At 70.1% G+C, this 14610-nt stretch carries 10 protein-coding genes; 4 read left to right on the top strand and 6 right to left on the bottom strand.

Annotated features, from left to right (window positions below; genetic code table 11):
- Nucleotides 1–42: 42 nt before the first annotated feature.
- Complete coding sequence (gene upp, locus HD600_RS08920; RefSeq protein ID WP_144794813.1) at nucleotides 43–675, top strand: uracil phosphoribosyltransferase; 633 nt, start codon at nucleotides 43–45, stop codon at nucleotides 673–675.
- 170 nt (nucleotides 676–845) lie between these two features.
- Here the strand turns inward: upp and HD600_RS08915 are convergent, their stop codons facing one another.
- Nucleotides 846–4319, bottom strand: coding sequence for a TM0106 family RecB-like putative nuclease (locus HD600_RS08915; protein ID WP_184283084.1), 3474 nt, complete (start codon nucleotides 4317–4319; stop codon nucleotides 846–848).
- Between the two features lie 174 nt (nucleotides 4320–4493).
- A complete protein-coding gene (gene nadE / locus HD600_RS08910; protein WP_184283082.1) occupies nucleotides 4494–5312 on the bottom strand; it encodes an ammonia-dependent NAD(+) synthetase in 819 nt (272 codons plus the stop codon).
- 118 nt (nucleotides 5313–5430) lie between these two features.
- Here nadE and HD600_RS08905 point away from each other — a divergent pair, with 118 nt between their 5' ends.
- Entirely contained in the window at nucleotides 5431–6381 is a 951-nt protein-coding gene (locus HD600_RS08905) for an aldo/keto reductase (protein WP_184283080.1), read from the top strand.
- A gap of 35 nt (nucleotides 6382–6416) precedes the next feature.
- Here HD600_RS08905 and HD600_RS15190 read toward each other — a convergent pair whose 3' ends face one another.
- The 4 genes from HD600_RS15190 to HD600_RS08885 all read right to left on the bottom strand — a co-directional run bounded on the left by HD600_RS15190 (nucleotide 6417) and on the right by HD600_RS08885 (nucleotide 12534).
- Nucleotides 6417–9395: an AAA family ATPase gene (locus HD600_RS15190; protein ID WP_184283078.1), complete on the bottom strand. Its 2979-nt coding sequence runs from the start codon at nucleotides 9393–9395 to the stop codon at nucleotides 6417–6419.
- Nucleotides 9395–10552, bottom strand: coding sequence for an exonuclease SbcCD subunit D (locus tag HD600_RS08895; RefSeq protein ID WP_184283076.1), 1158 nt, complete (start codon nucleotides 10550–10552; stop codon nucleotides 9395–9397). Before HD600_RS08895 ends, HD600_RS15190 begins: the two co-directional genes overlap by 1 nt.
- A 69-nt stretch (nucleotides 10553–10621) precedes the next feature.
- Nucleotides 10622–12076, bottom strand: coding sequence for an MFS transporter (locus tag HD600_RS08890; protein WP_184283074.1), 1455 nt, complete (start codon nucleotides 12074–12076; stop codon nucleotides 10622–10624).
- Between the two features lie 149 nt (nucleotides 12077–12225).
- Nucleotides 12226–12534 carry a GNAT family N-acetyltransferase gene (locus HD600_RS08885; RefSeq protein WP_144794799.1) on the bottom strand — a complete coding sequence of 103 codons (309 nt, stop codon included), beginning with the start codon at nucleotides 12532–12534 and terminating at the stop codon, nucleotides 12226–12228.
- A gap of 328 nt (nucleotides 12535–12862) precedes the next feature.
- Here HD600_RS08885 and HD600_RS08880 point away from each other — a divergent pair, with 328 nt between their 5' ends.
- Entirely contained in the window at nucleotides 12863–13585 is a 723-nt protein-coding gene (locus HD600_RS08880; RefSeq protein WP_184283072.1) for a winged helix-turn-helix domain-containing protein, read from the top strand.
- Nucleotides 13586–13640: 55 nt separating this feature from the next.
- Nucleotides 13641–14597, top strand: a complete 957-nt coding sequence (locus HD600_RS08875) for a DNA-3-methyladenine glycosylase family protein (RefSeq protein ID WP_184283070.1) — start codon at nucleotides 13641–13643, stop codon at nucleotides 14595–14597.
- The last annotated feature ends 13 nt before the right edge of the window (nucleotides 14598–14610 follow it).

Below are 14610 nucleotides of genomic sequence, written 5' to 3'. Positions count from 1 at the left end.
GATCCGAGCGTATCCGCAGCCGCGGCGCATTACCCTATGGGTATGCGTGTTCACGTCGCCGACCACCCTCTCATCACTCACAAGCTCACGGTGCTGCGCGACGCGCGCACCTCGTCACCGGTGTTCCGCCAGCTGACCGAGGAACTCGTGACCCTGCTCGCCTACGAGGCGACGCGCAGCGTCAAGGTGTCCCCCATCGAGATCCAGACGCCCGTGACGACGACGATGGGTGTGAAGATCTCCGAGCCGCGCCCGATCGTCGTGCCGATCCTGCGTGCCGGACTCGGCATGCTCGAGGGCCTGGTCAAGCTGCTCCCCACGGCCGAGGTCGGTTTCCTCGGCATGGTGCGCGATGAGACGACGTTCGAGCCCACGACCTACGCCGAGCGTCTGCCGGACGATCTCAGCGACCGCCAGTGCTTCGCGATCGACCCGATGCTCGCCACCGGCGGATCGCTCGGCGCCGCGATCCAGTTCCTGTTCGACCGCGGGGCGAAGGACGTCACCGCGATCTGCCTGCTCGGCACCCCTGAGGGTGTCGCGGCGATCGAAAAGCTCGTGGGCGACCAGGACGTCACACTCGTGCTCGGTGCGCTGGACGAGCGCCTCAACGAACAGGGATACATCGTCCCCGGTCTCGGCGACGCCGGAGACCGCCTCTACGGCACCGTCTGACTCGCACGGTCTGACCGCGGCCTGAACCGCGGCGACCGAACGACCCTCAGCGACCTCGTCGGGACAGCCTCGTCGCGTGGGCGGCATGGCGCCGTCAGTCGCGACCGGCTCCGTCAGTCGCGACCGGCGCCGTCAGTCGCGGTCGGCGCCGTCGGTCGCGACCGGCGCCGTCAGTCGCGGTCTGCGCCGACGAGGTGCGCGAAGGCGCTGAGCCGCGCGACCCCTTCCGGCGTCCGCGGGAGGTCGTCGAGCAGTGCCGGCGAGTACACGAGGTACGCCGCGACCTGCGCGCGTGAGATCGCCACGTTGAGCCTGTTCTGCAGGAGCAGGAACTCGGGGCCGCGAGGTGCATCCCGTCCGCTGGAGGCGGCGAGGGTCGTGATGGAGACGACCGCTTCCTTGCCCTGGAAGTTGTCCACCGTACCGACGGGCACCTCGGGGAACCCTGCCGCCGCCAGAGCGTCGTGCACGAGCTGTTTCTGCGCGTTGTACGGTGCGACGACGATGAGGTCCGTCTCGCGCAGCGGTCGGGGCCGGCCCTCATCGACGGTGTCGACGAAGTATCGGCCGATGAGGTCCTGGACGATCCGCACGACCTCCTGCGCCTCTTCAGGAGACTGGGTGGCGTTGCCGCGGTGCCGCAACGGTCGGAGGTGGAGTCCTGCCTCGACCCCCTCGACCGCGCGGCCCTCTGTGCCGGGCGCCGACGCCAACTGCCCCGCGTACGACAGCCGGGACACCGGCGCCGCGACGGCCGGATGCATGCGCCAGCTGCGGTCGAGGAAGTATCCGTACTCGGGGCGGACGACGGCGTCGCCGTCCATCACCCAGCCGAGCGCCGACGTGTCGACCGGCTCAGGGTGCGCGCCCTGGCTGACCTGCGGGAGCTGCTGCGGGTCCCCGAGCAGCAGCAGGCGCTTCGCTCCGGCCGCGACGGCGATGGTGGAGGCGAGGGAGAACTGGCCCGCCTCGTCGATGACGATGAGGTCGAGGCCGCCGCGCTCCACGCGGGTCGTGTTGCTGAAGTCCCACGCGGTTCCCCCGACGACGACGCCCTGCCCTTCCCGCTCGGCGAGGAATGCGGCCATCCCTGACTTCGGGATGGGCGTGTATGCAGGGTCGGACCCCTTCTCCTTCGGGCTCTTGGCGACCTGACCGGCCGGCACACCGGCGGCGACGACGCGTTCCAGCAGCGTCTCGATGATCGCGTGAGATTGCGCCACCACACCGATGCGGAAGCCGTGCTCGTTCACGAGCCGCGCGATCACGTGCGAGCCGGTGTAGGTCTTGCCCGTTCCCGGGGGCCCCTGCACAGCGAGGTAGCTGCGGTCGAGATCGCGGACCGCCCGCACGATCGCGTCGATGACGTCGCCGTCGGCCGGCGGCAGCCCCGCGCCGGTGATCGTCCGCGGGGGCGTGCGCCGGAGGATGTCTGTGGCGGCGTCGGCGGGGAAGGACGGAGCAGCGTCGTGCACGGCATCCGCCCACTCATCGATCGCACCCTGCAGCGACACCACGCGAGGCGGCGCGGCCGGCGTGAGCGCCAGCGGGAACTCGTCCCAGGTCTGCCCTCCCACCGACGTCTCGGCGATGACGTAGCCGTCGTCGAGAACCTCGATCACCGTGACCGTGCGTGCCACATGCACCGCGCGCGACGGCGCCTCGACGTCGAACGGGGCGGGGATCGGGTACAACGCGAACGGGTTCGCCCCCTCACCGAGCGTCGTGCCGGGAGAGATCTCGCCGCGGATCTCGATCTCGCGCGACGTGACCCGTCGGCCCTCTTCGATGCTCCAGTCCCGACGCAGCGTGGAGGCGGCGGCATCGATGCGCACGACATCCCTCGTCTGGTCCCACATCGATACCGGCTCGCGCAGCCGCTGGAAATGGCCGATCCAGAAGCTCTTCGCCTCGCGCGGGTAGTAGTCGATCGCGGCGGCGGCGACCCGATGTGCCTCACCGTCCCCGCCGGCGGCGACGTCGCGCTCGGCATCGGCCAGGAGCGCCACCGACCGAGGGGACGGCTCGTAGATCAGTTCGTCCGGCACGTCGGGCGGCGCGGGGTGGACGCCCTTCTGCCGCGCGATGTCGATCAGCCAGTTGCGCAGCCTTCTCGTCGACACGCAGTCGTAGCGGTTGTAGTCGGCGAGGTCGGCGAGCACGGCCTCCGCCTCACCGGTCTCGCCTGCAGCGGCGAGCTGCCGCGCGGCGACGTACTGCACGATCGAGTCGTCGCCCTTCTGGACGTCGCTCGTGCGCACCTCATCGCCCATGTACAACGGCTCGAGCTTCTTGATCGAGTATGACCTCGACCCCACGCGCACCGTGCGCAGCACGAGCGGGTAGAGGTCGACGAACACGCCCTCGCGCAGGAGCTGATCCACTTCGCCCTCACGGATGCCGTGTCTCGCGGCCATCGCGACGAGGTGCGAGGTCTCGTAGGGCGCGTAGTGGTAGATGTGCATGTCGGGGTGCGCTGTTCGACGCGCATGCACGAAGTCGAGGAACAGTTCGAGCGCGCGCTTCTCGTCAGCGAAGGTGTGCGCCCACAGCGGCGTGTACTGATCGTCGTTGTCGACCCAGCCGAACAGGTAGTCGATGCCCCACTGCGCGTGGCCGTCGGTGACCGCTTCGGTGTAGAGCGGGTCGCCCTCGAAGTCGAAGAAGATGTCGCCGCGGCTGGGGCGGGGCAGGGTGTGGATGGCGTCGGGGTGGTAGACGTCATACGTGGGGGAATCCGCAGCCTCCGCGCGGATCTGCAGCCGCGCCTGTGCCCGCAGCGACTCGAAGGTGTCGACGTTCATGCCGGCCGGCGGAAGGGTCGCCGCCGCGAGGGCGTCGATCGTGTCGATGCCGGCGTCGCGCAGCCGCGCGCGTTGCACCGGTCGCATCCGCGCCACCATCAGGAGGTCGCGCGCCGCGTCGACCTGCTCGGTGCAGGTGGCGCAGCGACCGCACGCGACGATGCCGATGTCGCCGCGCTCATCGCCCCACGCCAGCGGCGCGCCGGCGGATCCTGCTGCGATGTCGCGGTCGGTGATGAGCGTGCGCAGCCGAGCGCGGCGCACGTGGAAGAGCGGGAGCAGGTCGGCGACGCAGTGCGTGCTGGTCGTCCCGTCGCCGAGCAGGAGGTCGACTTCGTCGGACCGAGGGATACCGAGCCGGTCGAGCTGGTCGACATATGCCGCGAGCTGCATGAGAGCCGTGACGCGCGCGGTGCGGGCGAGCTTGGAGTCCTGGACTCGCCAGCGGCCGTCGTCTTGACGCAGCAGGAAGTCGGCGAAACCAACGAACTCGTCCGTCGCGAAAGCCGCCTGGAACACGAGCTTCGCGTCGGATCGCAGCGCCGAGATCGTCTCTTCGACCACCGCGGCGAGTGCGTCCGCGTCCCCGGAGTTCACCCGGGAGAGCTCGTGCACGGCATCCGCGCCGAGCTGCTCGCGATACGCGGCGAGTACGGCCGCCTCATGACGGTCTCCGAGCTCCGCTGCCCGCGCGAGCGTCGCGTCTTCCGGCTCTTCCACGGCGGGCACCCGACCGAGCTTCGCGTCGATCGCCCGCGACCACGCGAACTCGCACTCAGCGGCCGCTTTCAGGTCGCTCGCGCTGAAGATGACGCGCTGCGCCTGAGTGTCGATCCGCATGTTTCGAGCGTAGCCGGGGGCGCGGACACCGGACTTCGGTGTCCGGCTTCGACTCGCTGCGCTCGCTCACCCCGTTTCGGCACTTCGGCTCGCTTCGCTCGCTCAGCACACCGCTGCGGCGCTTCGCGCCTTCGCTCAACGACCCGTGGCTATACGCTCGAGGACCGCCTTAGCTCAGCGCCACCAGTCGTCATCCGGCCCGACGGGCATCTCGCGCTTGTGCCTGGTCGCGAGGTACTTCTGTTCGATGCGCTCCGCGGCCTCGGCATCCACCTGCTTGCCGAGGAGGTAGTCGTCGATCTGCTCGTAGGTGAGACCGAGCTCGTCCTCGTCGGCGCGGCCGGGCTGATCGTCGAGCAGGTCGGCGGTGGGGACCTTCATCCAGAGTCGCTCCGGCGCGTCCAACTCGCGCAGCAGCTGCTTGCCCTGCCCCTTGGTCAGCCCGGAGAGCGGCAGCACGTCCGCTGCGCCGTCGCCGAACTTCGTGTAGAAGCCGGTGACGGCCTCGGCGGCGTGATCGGTTCCGATCACGAGGCGGCCGTCATGCCCGGCGAGGGCGTACTGGGCGACCATGCGGATGCGCGCCTTGATGTTGCCGCGGTTGAAGTCGGAGACCTCGGCGCCTGCCGCCTGAGCGATGTCCTTCTCGACGCCGTCCACGCCGTTCTGGATGTTCACCTCGACCACTCGATCCGGGGCGATGAACTCGACGGCCGCCTTCGCGTCGTCCTCGTCATGCTGCACCTTGTACGGTAGCCGGACGGCGATGAACTCGGCCGTGCCGCCCCCGTCGCGCACCCGCTCGACAGCGAGCTGCGCGAGGCGACCGGCGAGAGTGGAGTCCTGTCCACCGGAGATGCCGAGCACGAAGCCGCTGCTGCCGCTTGCGACGAGATAGTCCGCGAGGAACTGCACCCGCCGTTCGATCTCACCTGCCGGCTCGATCTCCGTCCGTACACCGAGGGTCTGAGCGATCTCCTGCTGAAGCGTCATGCGACCAGTATCACCCGAGGCTGTTACAGGCGGATGACGCTTGACAGATCCACCGTCGGTAGGGTGGCGAGCGGCCGATCGCATCCGCGATCGCCACCCGAGAACGAAAGCGAGCACCATGCCCCTCATCGGCACCAGCGACCTCGATGTCTTCCCGCTCGCCCTCGGCGGCAACGTCTTCGGATGGACCGCCGACCGCGACGCGTCCTTCGAGATCCTCGATGCCTTCACCGAGGGAGGCGGCGATTTCATCGACACCGCCGACTCGTACAGCGCCTGGGTCGACGGAAACAGCGGCGGAGAGAGCGAGCGCATCATCGGCGAGTGGCTCGCCTCTCGCAGGCCGAAGGGCGTGACCGTCGCGACCAAGGTGAGCCAGCACCCCGAGTTCCGCGGGCTGTCGGCGAAGAACGTGCGCGCCGCCGCGGAGGCGTCTCTGCAGCGCCTCGGCGTCGAGGCGATCGATCTGTACTACGCGCACTTCGATGACGAGGAGACGCCGCTCGCGGAGACCGTCGCCGCCTTCGGAGCGCTCGTCTCGGACGGGCTCGTGAAGCATGTCGCCGTCTCGAACTACACCGCCGACCGCATCCGCGAATGGATCGAGATCGCACAGGCCTCGGGAACCGCACTCCCCGTCGCGGTGCAGCCGCACTACAACCTCGTGCACCGCAACGACGTCGAGGAGGACATCATCCCCCTCGCGCAGGAGTTCGGCATGAGCCTCGTGCCGTATTACGGGCTGGCCAAGGGATTCCTCACCGGGAAGTACCGCTCGACGGACGCCGCTGGGGCGTCGCCGCGGGCTGCCGGAGCCGCGCAGTACGCGACGGCCCACGGTCTGAGGGTCATCGGCGAGCTCGAGCGCATCGGTGACGAGCACGGCTCGTCCGTGGCCGCCACCGCCCTCGCATGGCTGCGCTCCCGCCCGACGGTCGCCGCTCCCATCGCGAGCGCATCGCACGCCGGGCAGGTGGCGGATCTGCTCGCCGGCGGACGGCTGGAGCTCACGCCGGAAGACATCCGGGCACTGGATGCCGTGTCGGCGTGGAGTCCGCAGACGGCCTAAGCCGACGACGGCGAGGGGCGCTCCCCCGCCGGCCGTCAGTCGCGGATGCGGCTCGGACCGGCGGCGGTCTGCTCGACCACGAGTTGTGCGGGGATCTGCTCCTGCATCGACTCGACGTGGCTGATGATGCCCACCGTCCGCCCGCCGGAGCGCAGTTCGTCGAGCGCGCGCATGGCGACTTCGAGGGTGTCGGCGTCGAGAGAGCCGAATCCTTCGTCGATGAAGAGGGTGTCGAGTTGGATGCCGCCGGCACGCGCGGTGACGACCTCGGCGAGGCCGAGCGCCAGCGCGAGCGAACTGAGGAAGGTCTCCCCGCCGGAGAGAGACTGCGGCGGACGCGTCTGCCCGGTGAAGGCGTCGAACACGACGATCCCCAGGCCGGATGCCGCGCCCCGGGAGGCGAGCGCGTCCGAATGCTGCAGACGATAGCGTCCGGTCGACATGTCGCTCAGGCGACGGTTGGCGGCGTCGACGATCTCTTCGAGTTCGGCGGCGAGCACGAAGGTCTCGAGCGTCATCTTGTGGGTGTTGCCTGCGCGGCCGGCGATCGTGTCGGCGAGAGCGCGGAGCACCTCGTGCTCGTCGCGCTGTCCGGCGCTCCGGGCGTGCGCGGATGCGGCCGACTCGATGAGACTCGCGAGCTGCTCCGACGTCGCCGTCGCTCGGCCGGCCTCGGCGACGGCGGCCTTCCAGGCCGTACGTGCCTCGGTCGCGGCGAGCTCCGCCGGAGCGATGTCGATCAGCTCCTCCGGCAGCGTGCGGAGTTCGAGGTCGAACAGCGTCGCCCGCTCCTTCTCGCGCTGCGCCGCGTGGGCGGTGATGCGGGCTTCGAGTGATTCCTGCTCCTGGGCGGAGCGCATCGCCTGCTCGGCCGCCTCGACGTCCTCGAAATCCGACGCGGCGAGAGCGTCGCTCTGTCGGCCGATGGCCTCCGAATGCGCCTGCGTGGCCCGCCTGCTCTCGGCGAGAGCGGCGGCCAGTGCACGGGCGGCCTCGATGTGGCCCCGTGTGGTGTCGATCCGTTCGGCGACGGTGGCGAACCCGCCGCGCGCCTCGATGATCTGCTGTGCGGCCTGCTCGTCGCGCTGGCTCGCCAGGGCGAGGGATTCGTGCGCGGCGGCCAGGGTCGCGGCGGCCTCTTCGCGGGTCTCGTCGAGCCGTGCGATGCTCGTGCCGACCTCCGCCACCTGCGCGTCGACGGCGGCGAGGGCGTCCGCGGCGGCGACAGCCTCCGCATGCGCGCGTTCGGCTTCGGCCTGTTCTTCCTGCGCCGCGGCGGTCGTGCGTCCGTCGGCGACGGCGTGGGCCGCCGCCACATCGCTCCGCGCCGTGCTGACGCGTTCCTGCGCCGCCTTCTCAACGGACTGGGCGGCGTCCCGCGCCTGTTCCGCCGCGTTGATGTCGTCGGCCGAGACAGGGTCGCTGTGCTCGGCGGGCGCCGGATGTTCGGTCGCGCCGCAGACGGCGCACGGCTCGCCCGCGACGAGGGCGATGGCGAGCTCTCCGGCGAACCCGTCGAGGCGTCGCCTCCTCAGCTGCGCGAGAGACGCCTGGGCGCCGGCAAGGGCCTCGCTCGCTTCAGCGAGGCTTCGCTCGGCGGTCTGCAGGGCGACCTCCGCGGCTGCGGCCCTCTTCGCCGCCGACGTCCGCGTTTTCGCAGCGGCGAGCGCGCTCGCGAGGTCGTCCACGCGGTCCGCGCTGCGCCGCAGCGCATCGCGCCGCTCGGTCAGTTCCTGCAGCCGTGCGGGCAGCTCGGCGCGCTCCGCTTCTCCGGCTTCGACGAGAGCGGCTGCGACGGACACCTGCCGTTGCGCCTCCTCGAGCTCCGCCGCGCGCGCAGGCGTGTCGCGTTCGAGCGTCGCGGCGTTCTGCCAGCCGCCGGTCTCCCGCGTGCGGTCGGCCGCCCACGCTTCGAGAGCCTCCGCGGAGGTCTCATCGATCGTCATGCCTGCGGCGTCCCACTCGGCGCGCGCTTCCCCCTCCGCCGTGAGGGCGGCGTCACGCACCTGCTCGGCCCGCCACACGGCCGCGATCGTCGCCCGCAGCGCCTCGGCCGCTCGCGCGCGCTGCAACGTCGACTTCGCCTCGTCGATGCTCGGCTGTTCGGCGTCCAGTCGCGCCAGCGCGGCGCGTGCTCTGTCGCGCTCCTCCTGCGCTCGTCGGTCGTCGCGCTGCGCCGCCAGTGCCGCATCCGCGAGGCTGAGGCGTTCTTCGGCCGCGTCGCGGTCCGCGGCCCGACGCTCCGCGCGATATTCGGCTCTGGCCAGGGCGGCCCGGAGCGCATCGATGCGTTCCGACGTCGTGGCGACGAGCGACGCGTCGTGCTCTCCCCACAGTTCTCCGTCGGTGATCACCCGCTCCGCCTCATCGATGCGCGCATCGACGGTCGCCATCACACCGGAGAGCGCGCTCTCCGATGCCCGACGACGCTCATCGAAGCGGGATTGCACGTCCTCGAAGCGCTCGGTGCCGAACAGCCGTCGGAGCAGCCCCTGACGTTCCTTGCTGTCGGCGAGGAGGAACCGCGCGAACCGGTTCTGCGCGAGCAGGATGACCTGCAGGAACTGCTCACGACTCAGCTGGAGGATCTCGTCGAGCTCGTCTGCGACCCGCTTCTCCTTGGTCGCGCGCGTCACCCAGTCGCCGCCGGCGTCGAGCATGTCGAGGCGTACGGCGGACGCCTGCTTGGTCAGTCCACCGCCGCGCTTGGCGGGGCGCAGGTACTCGGGCGATCTCACCACCCGGTACCGGCCGGAGCCCGTGCTGAACTCCACCACGACCTCGGTGGGGTCGTCCGGTTCGCAGTGGTCGCTGCGCAACCTCTTGTCACCGCTCTCGTAGCGCGGGACCGACCCGTAGAGCCCGAAGCAGACGGCATCGAGGATGCTCGATTTGCCGGCGCCCGTCCGCCCGGCGATGAGGAAGATCCCGTCATCGGAGAAACTGTCGAAATCGACGACCTGCCGATCGAGGAAGGGACCGAACCCCTCGATCTCGAGGCGATGGAGGCGCACTATACGAGCGCCTCGGCGATGACGCGATCGTCGAGCACTTCGCGGATGAGTTCGCTCTCGCGCTCCTTCGGCCCCTGCCCTGCGCGCACGTGCTCGAGGAACGCCTCGATGCGCTCGACGTCGGTGACCGCGGCCTTCAACCGAGCGGAGTACGACTGTCGGCTCGCGTCGTCCGTGGACTGCGCCGGAGTGTGCTGCACCATCGCGCAGTAGGGAAAGCGCTCCTTCAGCCGCCGCATCGGCTCGGCCTGGGGCAGGGTGTCGGTGTACTCGGCGCACACCCAGTCGTCGGCATGCGCGGTCACGTTCTCGTCCGACAGGATGTCGTCGAGCGGGCCCGTGAGCGTGACCAGACGCCGCGGCACCGGCAGCGCCGACCAGCGCACCTCGGCGAGGCCGTCGGCGTCAAGATCGATGATCCAGGAGCCGCGCTCCTTGTGCTGCTCGCCGAAGCTGTAGTGGAGCGGCGCACCCGCGTAGCGCACGCGGTCACTGAGAGCCTGGCGGCCGTGGATGTGGCCGAGAGCGACGTAGTCAGGGCCGTCGAAGACCTCGAGCGGAACGACGTCGAGGCCGCCCTGGCGCACCTCGCGTTCGAGACCGACCGTCGCGTCGACCCCGGCGGCGAAACAGTGCGCGATCGCGACCGAACGCCCCTCGCGCTCGGCCATCGCGCCGCGCACCAGACCCATCGCATGCGACATGGTCTGTGCCTGCGTGCGCAGCCCGGCCTCCGGCCAGTGCTGACGCACGATGGCCGGCTCGAGGTACGGGATGCCGAAGAAGTGCACGGGGCCTGCCTCGTCGTCGATCGTGACGGGACGAGCGATCGCCTCGGGATCCGTGAGCACGTGGATCCCGTCGCGCAGCAGCCCTGCCTGGAATCCGAGGCGGGCGGCGGAGTCATGGTTGCCGCTCGTGACGATGACCTTGGCCCCGGTCTCGTGCAGGCCGACGAGCGTGTCACCCAGCAGCGTGTACGCCGGACCGGCAGGCGTCGCGGAGTCGAACACATCACCGGCGATGATGACGACGTCAACGTCGTTCTCTCGCACCTGCGCGATCAGCGCACCGAAGACCTCGGCCAGCGCATCCATGGTCGAGTTGCCATGGAAGGTGCGGCCGATGTGCCAGTCGGAGGTGTGCAGGATTCGCATACTCACACCGTAGATTCGCCCACGGACATTCCCGCCGAGGCGTGCCGCAGCACGCCTCGGCGGGACGGCTCAGCGGCCGGCGACCGGCTCCGCACTCGAGGCGACCGACCCCTGCGGGAGCAGATCCTCCTTGCGTCCGCGCACCATCACGATGGCGATGCCCGATGCGATCAGCATCCCGATCGCCGCCGCGACGAACGTCGCACCGTATCCGTCTGCCAGCGCCTCAGGCGACACGCCACCGGCGCTTCCGCCGACAGCGACGGCGTACACGGCCGTGAAGACCGACAGGCCGATCGAACCACCGATCTGCATCGCCGAGTTCGTGACGGCCGAGGCGACACCGGCGTCATGCGGCGCCACACCCGTGAGCGCGACGTTCTGCAGCGGGATGAAGACGAACGACATGCCCAGCCCCATCACCAGCAGCGCAGGAGCCACCTGCACGAAGTACTCGCCGTCCGCAGTGATGAACGAGAGGTAGAAGAGCCCGGCGGCGACCACGAGCGGTCCGGTGATGAGCATCGGACGCGGTCCGATCCGGCCGAGCATCTTCGTCGCGAGCGGAGCGAGCACCATCGTCCCGAGCGGAAGGGGGAGGCTGGCCAGTCCCGCCTGCAGCGCACTCTGACCGAGGACGATCTGCAGGTGGAAGGTGAGGTACACGGTCGCGCCGATCATGACAGTGCCGGCGACGGCCTGAATGAGGAACGCTCCGCCGCGGACGCGGTTCGTCACCACCCGCAGCGGCAGCAGCGGGTTGGCGACCTTCGTCTGCACCCGGACGAACAGCGCCAGAAGCAGGATGCCGGCAGCGAGGAATCCGATCGTGAGCGGGTCACCCCAACCGGACTCGGCGATGCTGAACCCGTAGACGAGCGCGCCGAGGCCTGCCGTGACGAGCAGCGCGCCCCAGATGTCGTAGCGGTTGTCACCGGCGGCCTTGCTCTCGGCGAGGAACAGTGCTCCGCCGATCAGTCCGATCGCGACGAAGAAGAGGTTCACCAGAAGGCACCAGCGCCAGTCGAAGAACTCCGTGAGGAACCCGCCGAGGACCAGACCGACAGCGGCGCCGGCACCGGCGACCGTTCCGAACACGGCGAAGGCGGTGTTGCGCTCCGTGCCGGACGGGAACAGGGTCGTCAGCAGCGCGAGGGCTGCGGGCGCGAGCATGGCGGCGAAGACACCCTGCAGACCGCGACCGAGGATGAGCTCCCCGCCGGTACCGGCGACACCGGCGTACAGCGAGGCGAGCCCGAAGCCGATCATGCCGACCATGAAGGTGCGCTTGCGCCCCCAGTAGTCGGCGATGCGACCGCCGAGCAGCAACAGCGCGCCGAAGGCGAGCGCGTACGCGGTGACGACCCACTGACGCAGATGATCGTCCATGTTCAGCGCGATCTGCGCCTGAGGGAGGGCGATGTTGACGATGGTCCCGTCGAGGACGACGACGAGCTGCGTCAGAGAGATGACGAACAGCGCCCACCATTTCGCCGAGGGGCGTGCGCGCAGGGATGACGACATGGAAGAACCTCCGGTGTCTTGTGAAGGATGCCGGAGGTTTCAAGCCTCGGACCAGCCGCCGTTCCCGGGGCCGACCGCCTCAGCGAACGGTGCTGAGCAGACCTGCATCTTATCGGAGGTCGTGTCGCAGTCCCTGGCGCGGCGAGGGCTCAGCCGCGGCGGAGCAGGCCCTCGTGGCCGGGGTTCTGAGCGAACCACTCGGCGACGTACCAGCACACCGGTTCGACCTTCCGGTCCCCTCGGCTCTCGATGTCGGCGATCGCGCCGGCGACCACCTTCGCCGCATAGCCGTTGCCCCGGTACGTCGGGATCGTGAACGCCCTGGTGAGCGCCATCGTCTTGCCGTCATCCCGGTAGTCCAGAGCGCTCACGAGCACTCCGTCCCTCGTGAGGGTGTAGCGCGAGGCATCCTTCTCGTCAGTGACCAGGAACCCGTCGACCATCATGGAATCCGTCATCCCCCCACGCTATGCCACGCCGGAACGGGCGGACTCGCTTTGACACGGGGGGACATCATCGGACATAATCGCCCCCATGACCACCAACGCGCGCCCTTTGTCCGCCCAGGAGGCGAACAGGACTGCCGGGATGATGATGCCCGGCTGCGTTGGCATGTGTTGCCGAATGTGTCGCTGATCTCTCAGCCACTCTGTCCGGTTCCGCCCTTCGCCATCTGCGAGGTGTGAACCCCGAGCATCCACCCGTGTGCTCGCTCTCGGCCCTCAGGGTCATTCACGCAACACATCGGAGCCGTATCGGCTCACCCGTCCAAGGACTCCCATCATCATGTCGAACACCGCCCTCCTCGAGCGTCCCTCCACTCGCGCCCCTCACCTCCGCCCCATTCCGCGCTTCGTCGAATCGGATGCCCCGGCCGCACCCGCAGCCCCCGCCGACCTTCCCGCGACGCGTTCGCCGCGCGGCTTCGCCCTCTACGTCGGACTCGACGAGATCAAGGCCGCAGAAGCCGGGGTCAGCCTCCCCCTTCTCGTCGACGCCCTTCGCCGTACGCTCGCCGAGCTCGCACCGGGCGCGGAGACGCACGCCACGGTGGCTCTCGCCCCGCACGGCTCCGGCGGCCGTGACCTCGACGTCGTGCGCCTCGCCCTGCAGGAGCCGGGCGCCGTGGCCCGCGCGAAGGCGGCGACGGAGGCGGAGCAGAAGGATGAGGACTACGGCGTCACCGTGGACATCTCCCGCAAGCGCGTCCTCATCGACGGCGAATCGGCCGCCTTCACGTACAAGGAGTTCGAGCTCCTGCAGTACCTCGTGCTGCGCGAGGGCCGCACGATCGAGCGCGCCGAGCTCGTCGAGGCCCTGTGGCAGTCGCCCGAGGACGAGACCCCTGGCGAGCGCACCATCGACGTGCACGTCCGCCGACTGCGCGCCAAGCTCGGTCGCTACGAGGACATCGTCCGCACCGTCCGCGGCGTCGGCTACCGGTTCGACCGCCACGCCGACGTCGTCATCCGCTACGGCCACGGCACGCCTTCGCCCGACCGCTTCTGACGCTCGCTCCCCGCGACCCGACCCGACTGTCAGGGCAGGGACGTAGGGTGTTCGCATGACCATGACAGCGGATGCCGCGACCGCCGCATCCGCGCACGCCGAGCCGCTTCGCACGGTCTATCGACCACCTCATCCGCTGAACCTCCTCCGCACGGTGGGCGTGCTCGCGCGCGGGCCGAAGGACCCGACGATGTTCGTGGAGGGCTCGACTCTGTGGCGCGCAGCGCGGACCCCCGCCGGCGTCTCGACGGTCGCGCTCCGTCAGACGCATGAGGGAGTGCATGCCACGGCCTGGGGACCGGGCGCCGAGTGGACGCTCGGCCAGCTCCCCCGCCTGTGCGGCGCCGACGACGATGCGAGCGGCTTCGACGTGTCAGGGCACCCGATGCTCGCCGCGATCGCGCACCGCACCGTCGGCACGCGCCTGACCCGCACCGATCTCGTGTTCGATGCGCTGGTGTGCGCGACGCTCGAGCAGAAGGTCACCTCTCTGCAAGCCTTCGGCGCATGGCGGGTCCTCGTCACCCGCTTCGGTGAACGCGCCCCGGGGCCCGCCCCTCGCACGCTGTTCGCTCCCCCGTCCGTGGACGGGTGGCGACGCATCCCGTCATGGGCGTGGCATCGAGCGGGCGTCGAGCCTCCGCAGTCGCGCACGATCGTCCGCACCGCCGAGCGTGGGCAGCGCGTCGCCGACGCCGTACTCGCCGCGCAGGGCGGCGCCGAGCGCGAGCGCGTCCTCACCAGCCTGCCCGGCATCGGGGCGTGGACGTCCGCAGAGACCCGCATCCGGGCCCTCGGCGACCCCGATGCGGTCAGCGTCGGCGACTACCACCTCGCGCATCAGGTCGGGTACGCGCTGACCGGCTCCCGCGTCGACGACGACGGCATGCTGGAACTGCTCGCCCCCTGGGCCGGTCACCGCCAGCGCGTCATCCGGCTGATCCTCGCGGGCGGTCCTCGTGAACCGCGCCGAGGCCCACGACTGGCGCCGGAGGATCACCGGCGCCGGTGAGCGGCGCGCAGGG

Origin of the sequence: Microbacterium ginsengiterrae, from assembly GCF_014205075.1 — a bacterium.
Lineage (GTDB): Bacteria > Actinomycetota > Actinomycetes > Actinomycetales > Microbacteriaceae > Microbacterium > Microbacterium ginsengiterrae.
The sequence above is the reverse complement of the archived record's forward strand: the minus strand, read 5'-3'. Positions and strand labels throughout refer to the sequence as shown.

What these genes read in the sequence shown, in the direction of transcription:
- HD600_RS08915 (WP_184283084.1), bottom strand. Translation starts at nt 4,319, where the DNA reads ATGCGGATCGACACTCAGGCGCAGCGCGTCATCTTCAGCGCGAGCGAC.
- HD600_RS08890 (WP_184283074.1), bottom strand. Translation starts at nt 12,076, where the DNA reads ATGTCGTCATCCCTGCGCGCACGCCCCTCGGCGAAATGGTGGGCGCTG.
- HD600_RS08885 (WP_144794799.1), bottom strand. Translation starts at nt 12,534, where the DNA reads ATGACGGATTCCATGATGGTCGACGGGTTCCTGGTCACTGACGAGAAG.
- upp (WP_144794813.1), top strand. Translation starts at nt 43, where the DNA reads ATGCGTGTTCACGTCGCCGACCACCCTCTCATCACTCACAAGCTCACG.
- HD600_RS08905 (WP_184283080.1), top strand. Translation starts at nt 5,431, where the DNA reads ATGCCCCTCATCGGCACCAGCGACCTCGATGTCTTCCCGCTCGCCCTC.
- HD600_RS08880 (WP_184283072.1), top strand. Translation starts at nt 12,863, where the DNA reads ATGTCGAACACCGCCCTCCTCGAGCGTCCCTCCACTCGCGCCCCTCAC.
- HD600_RS08895 (WP_184283076.1), bottom strand. Translation starts at nt 10,552, where the DNA reads ATGCGAATCCTGCACACCTCCGACTGGCACATCGGCCGCACCTTCCAT.
- HD600_RS08875 (WP_184283070.1), top strand. Translation starts at nt 13,641, where the DNA reads ATGACCATGACAGCGGATGCCGCGACCGCCGCATCCGCGCACGCCGAG.
- nadE (WP_184283082.1), bottom strand. Translation starts at nt 5,312, where the DNA reads ATGACGCTTCAGCAGGAGATCGCTCAGACCCTCGGTGTACGGACGGAG.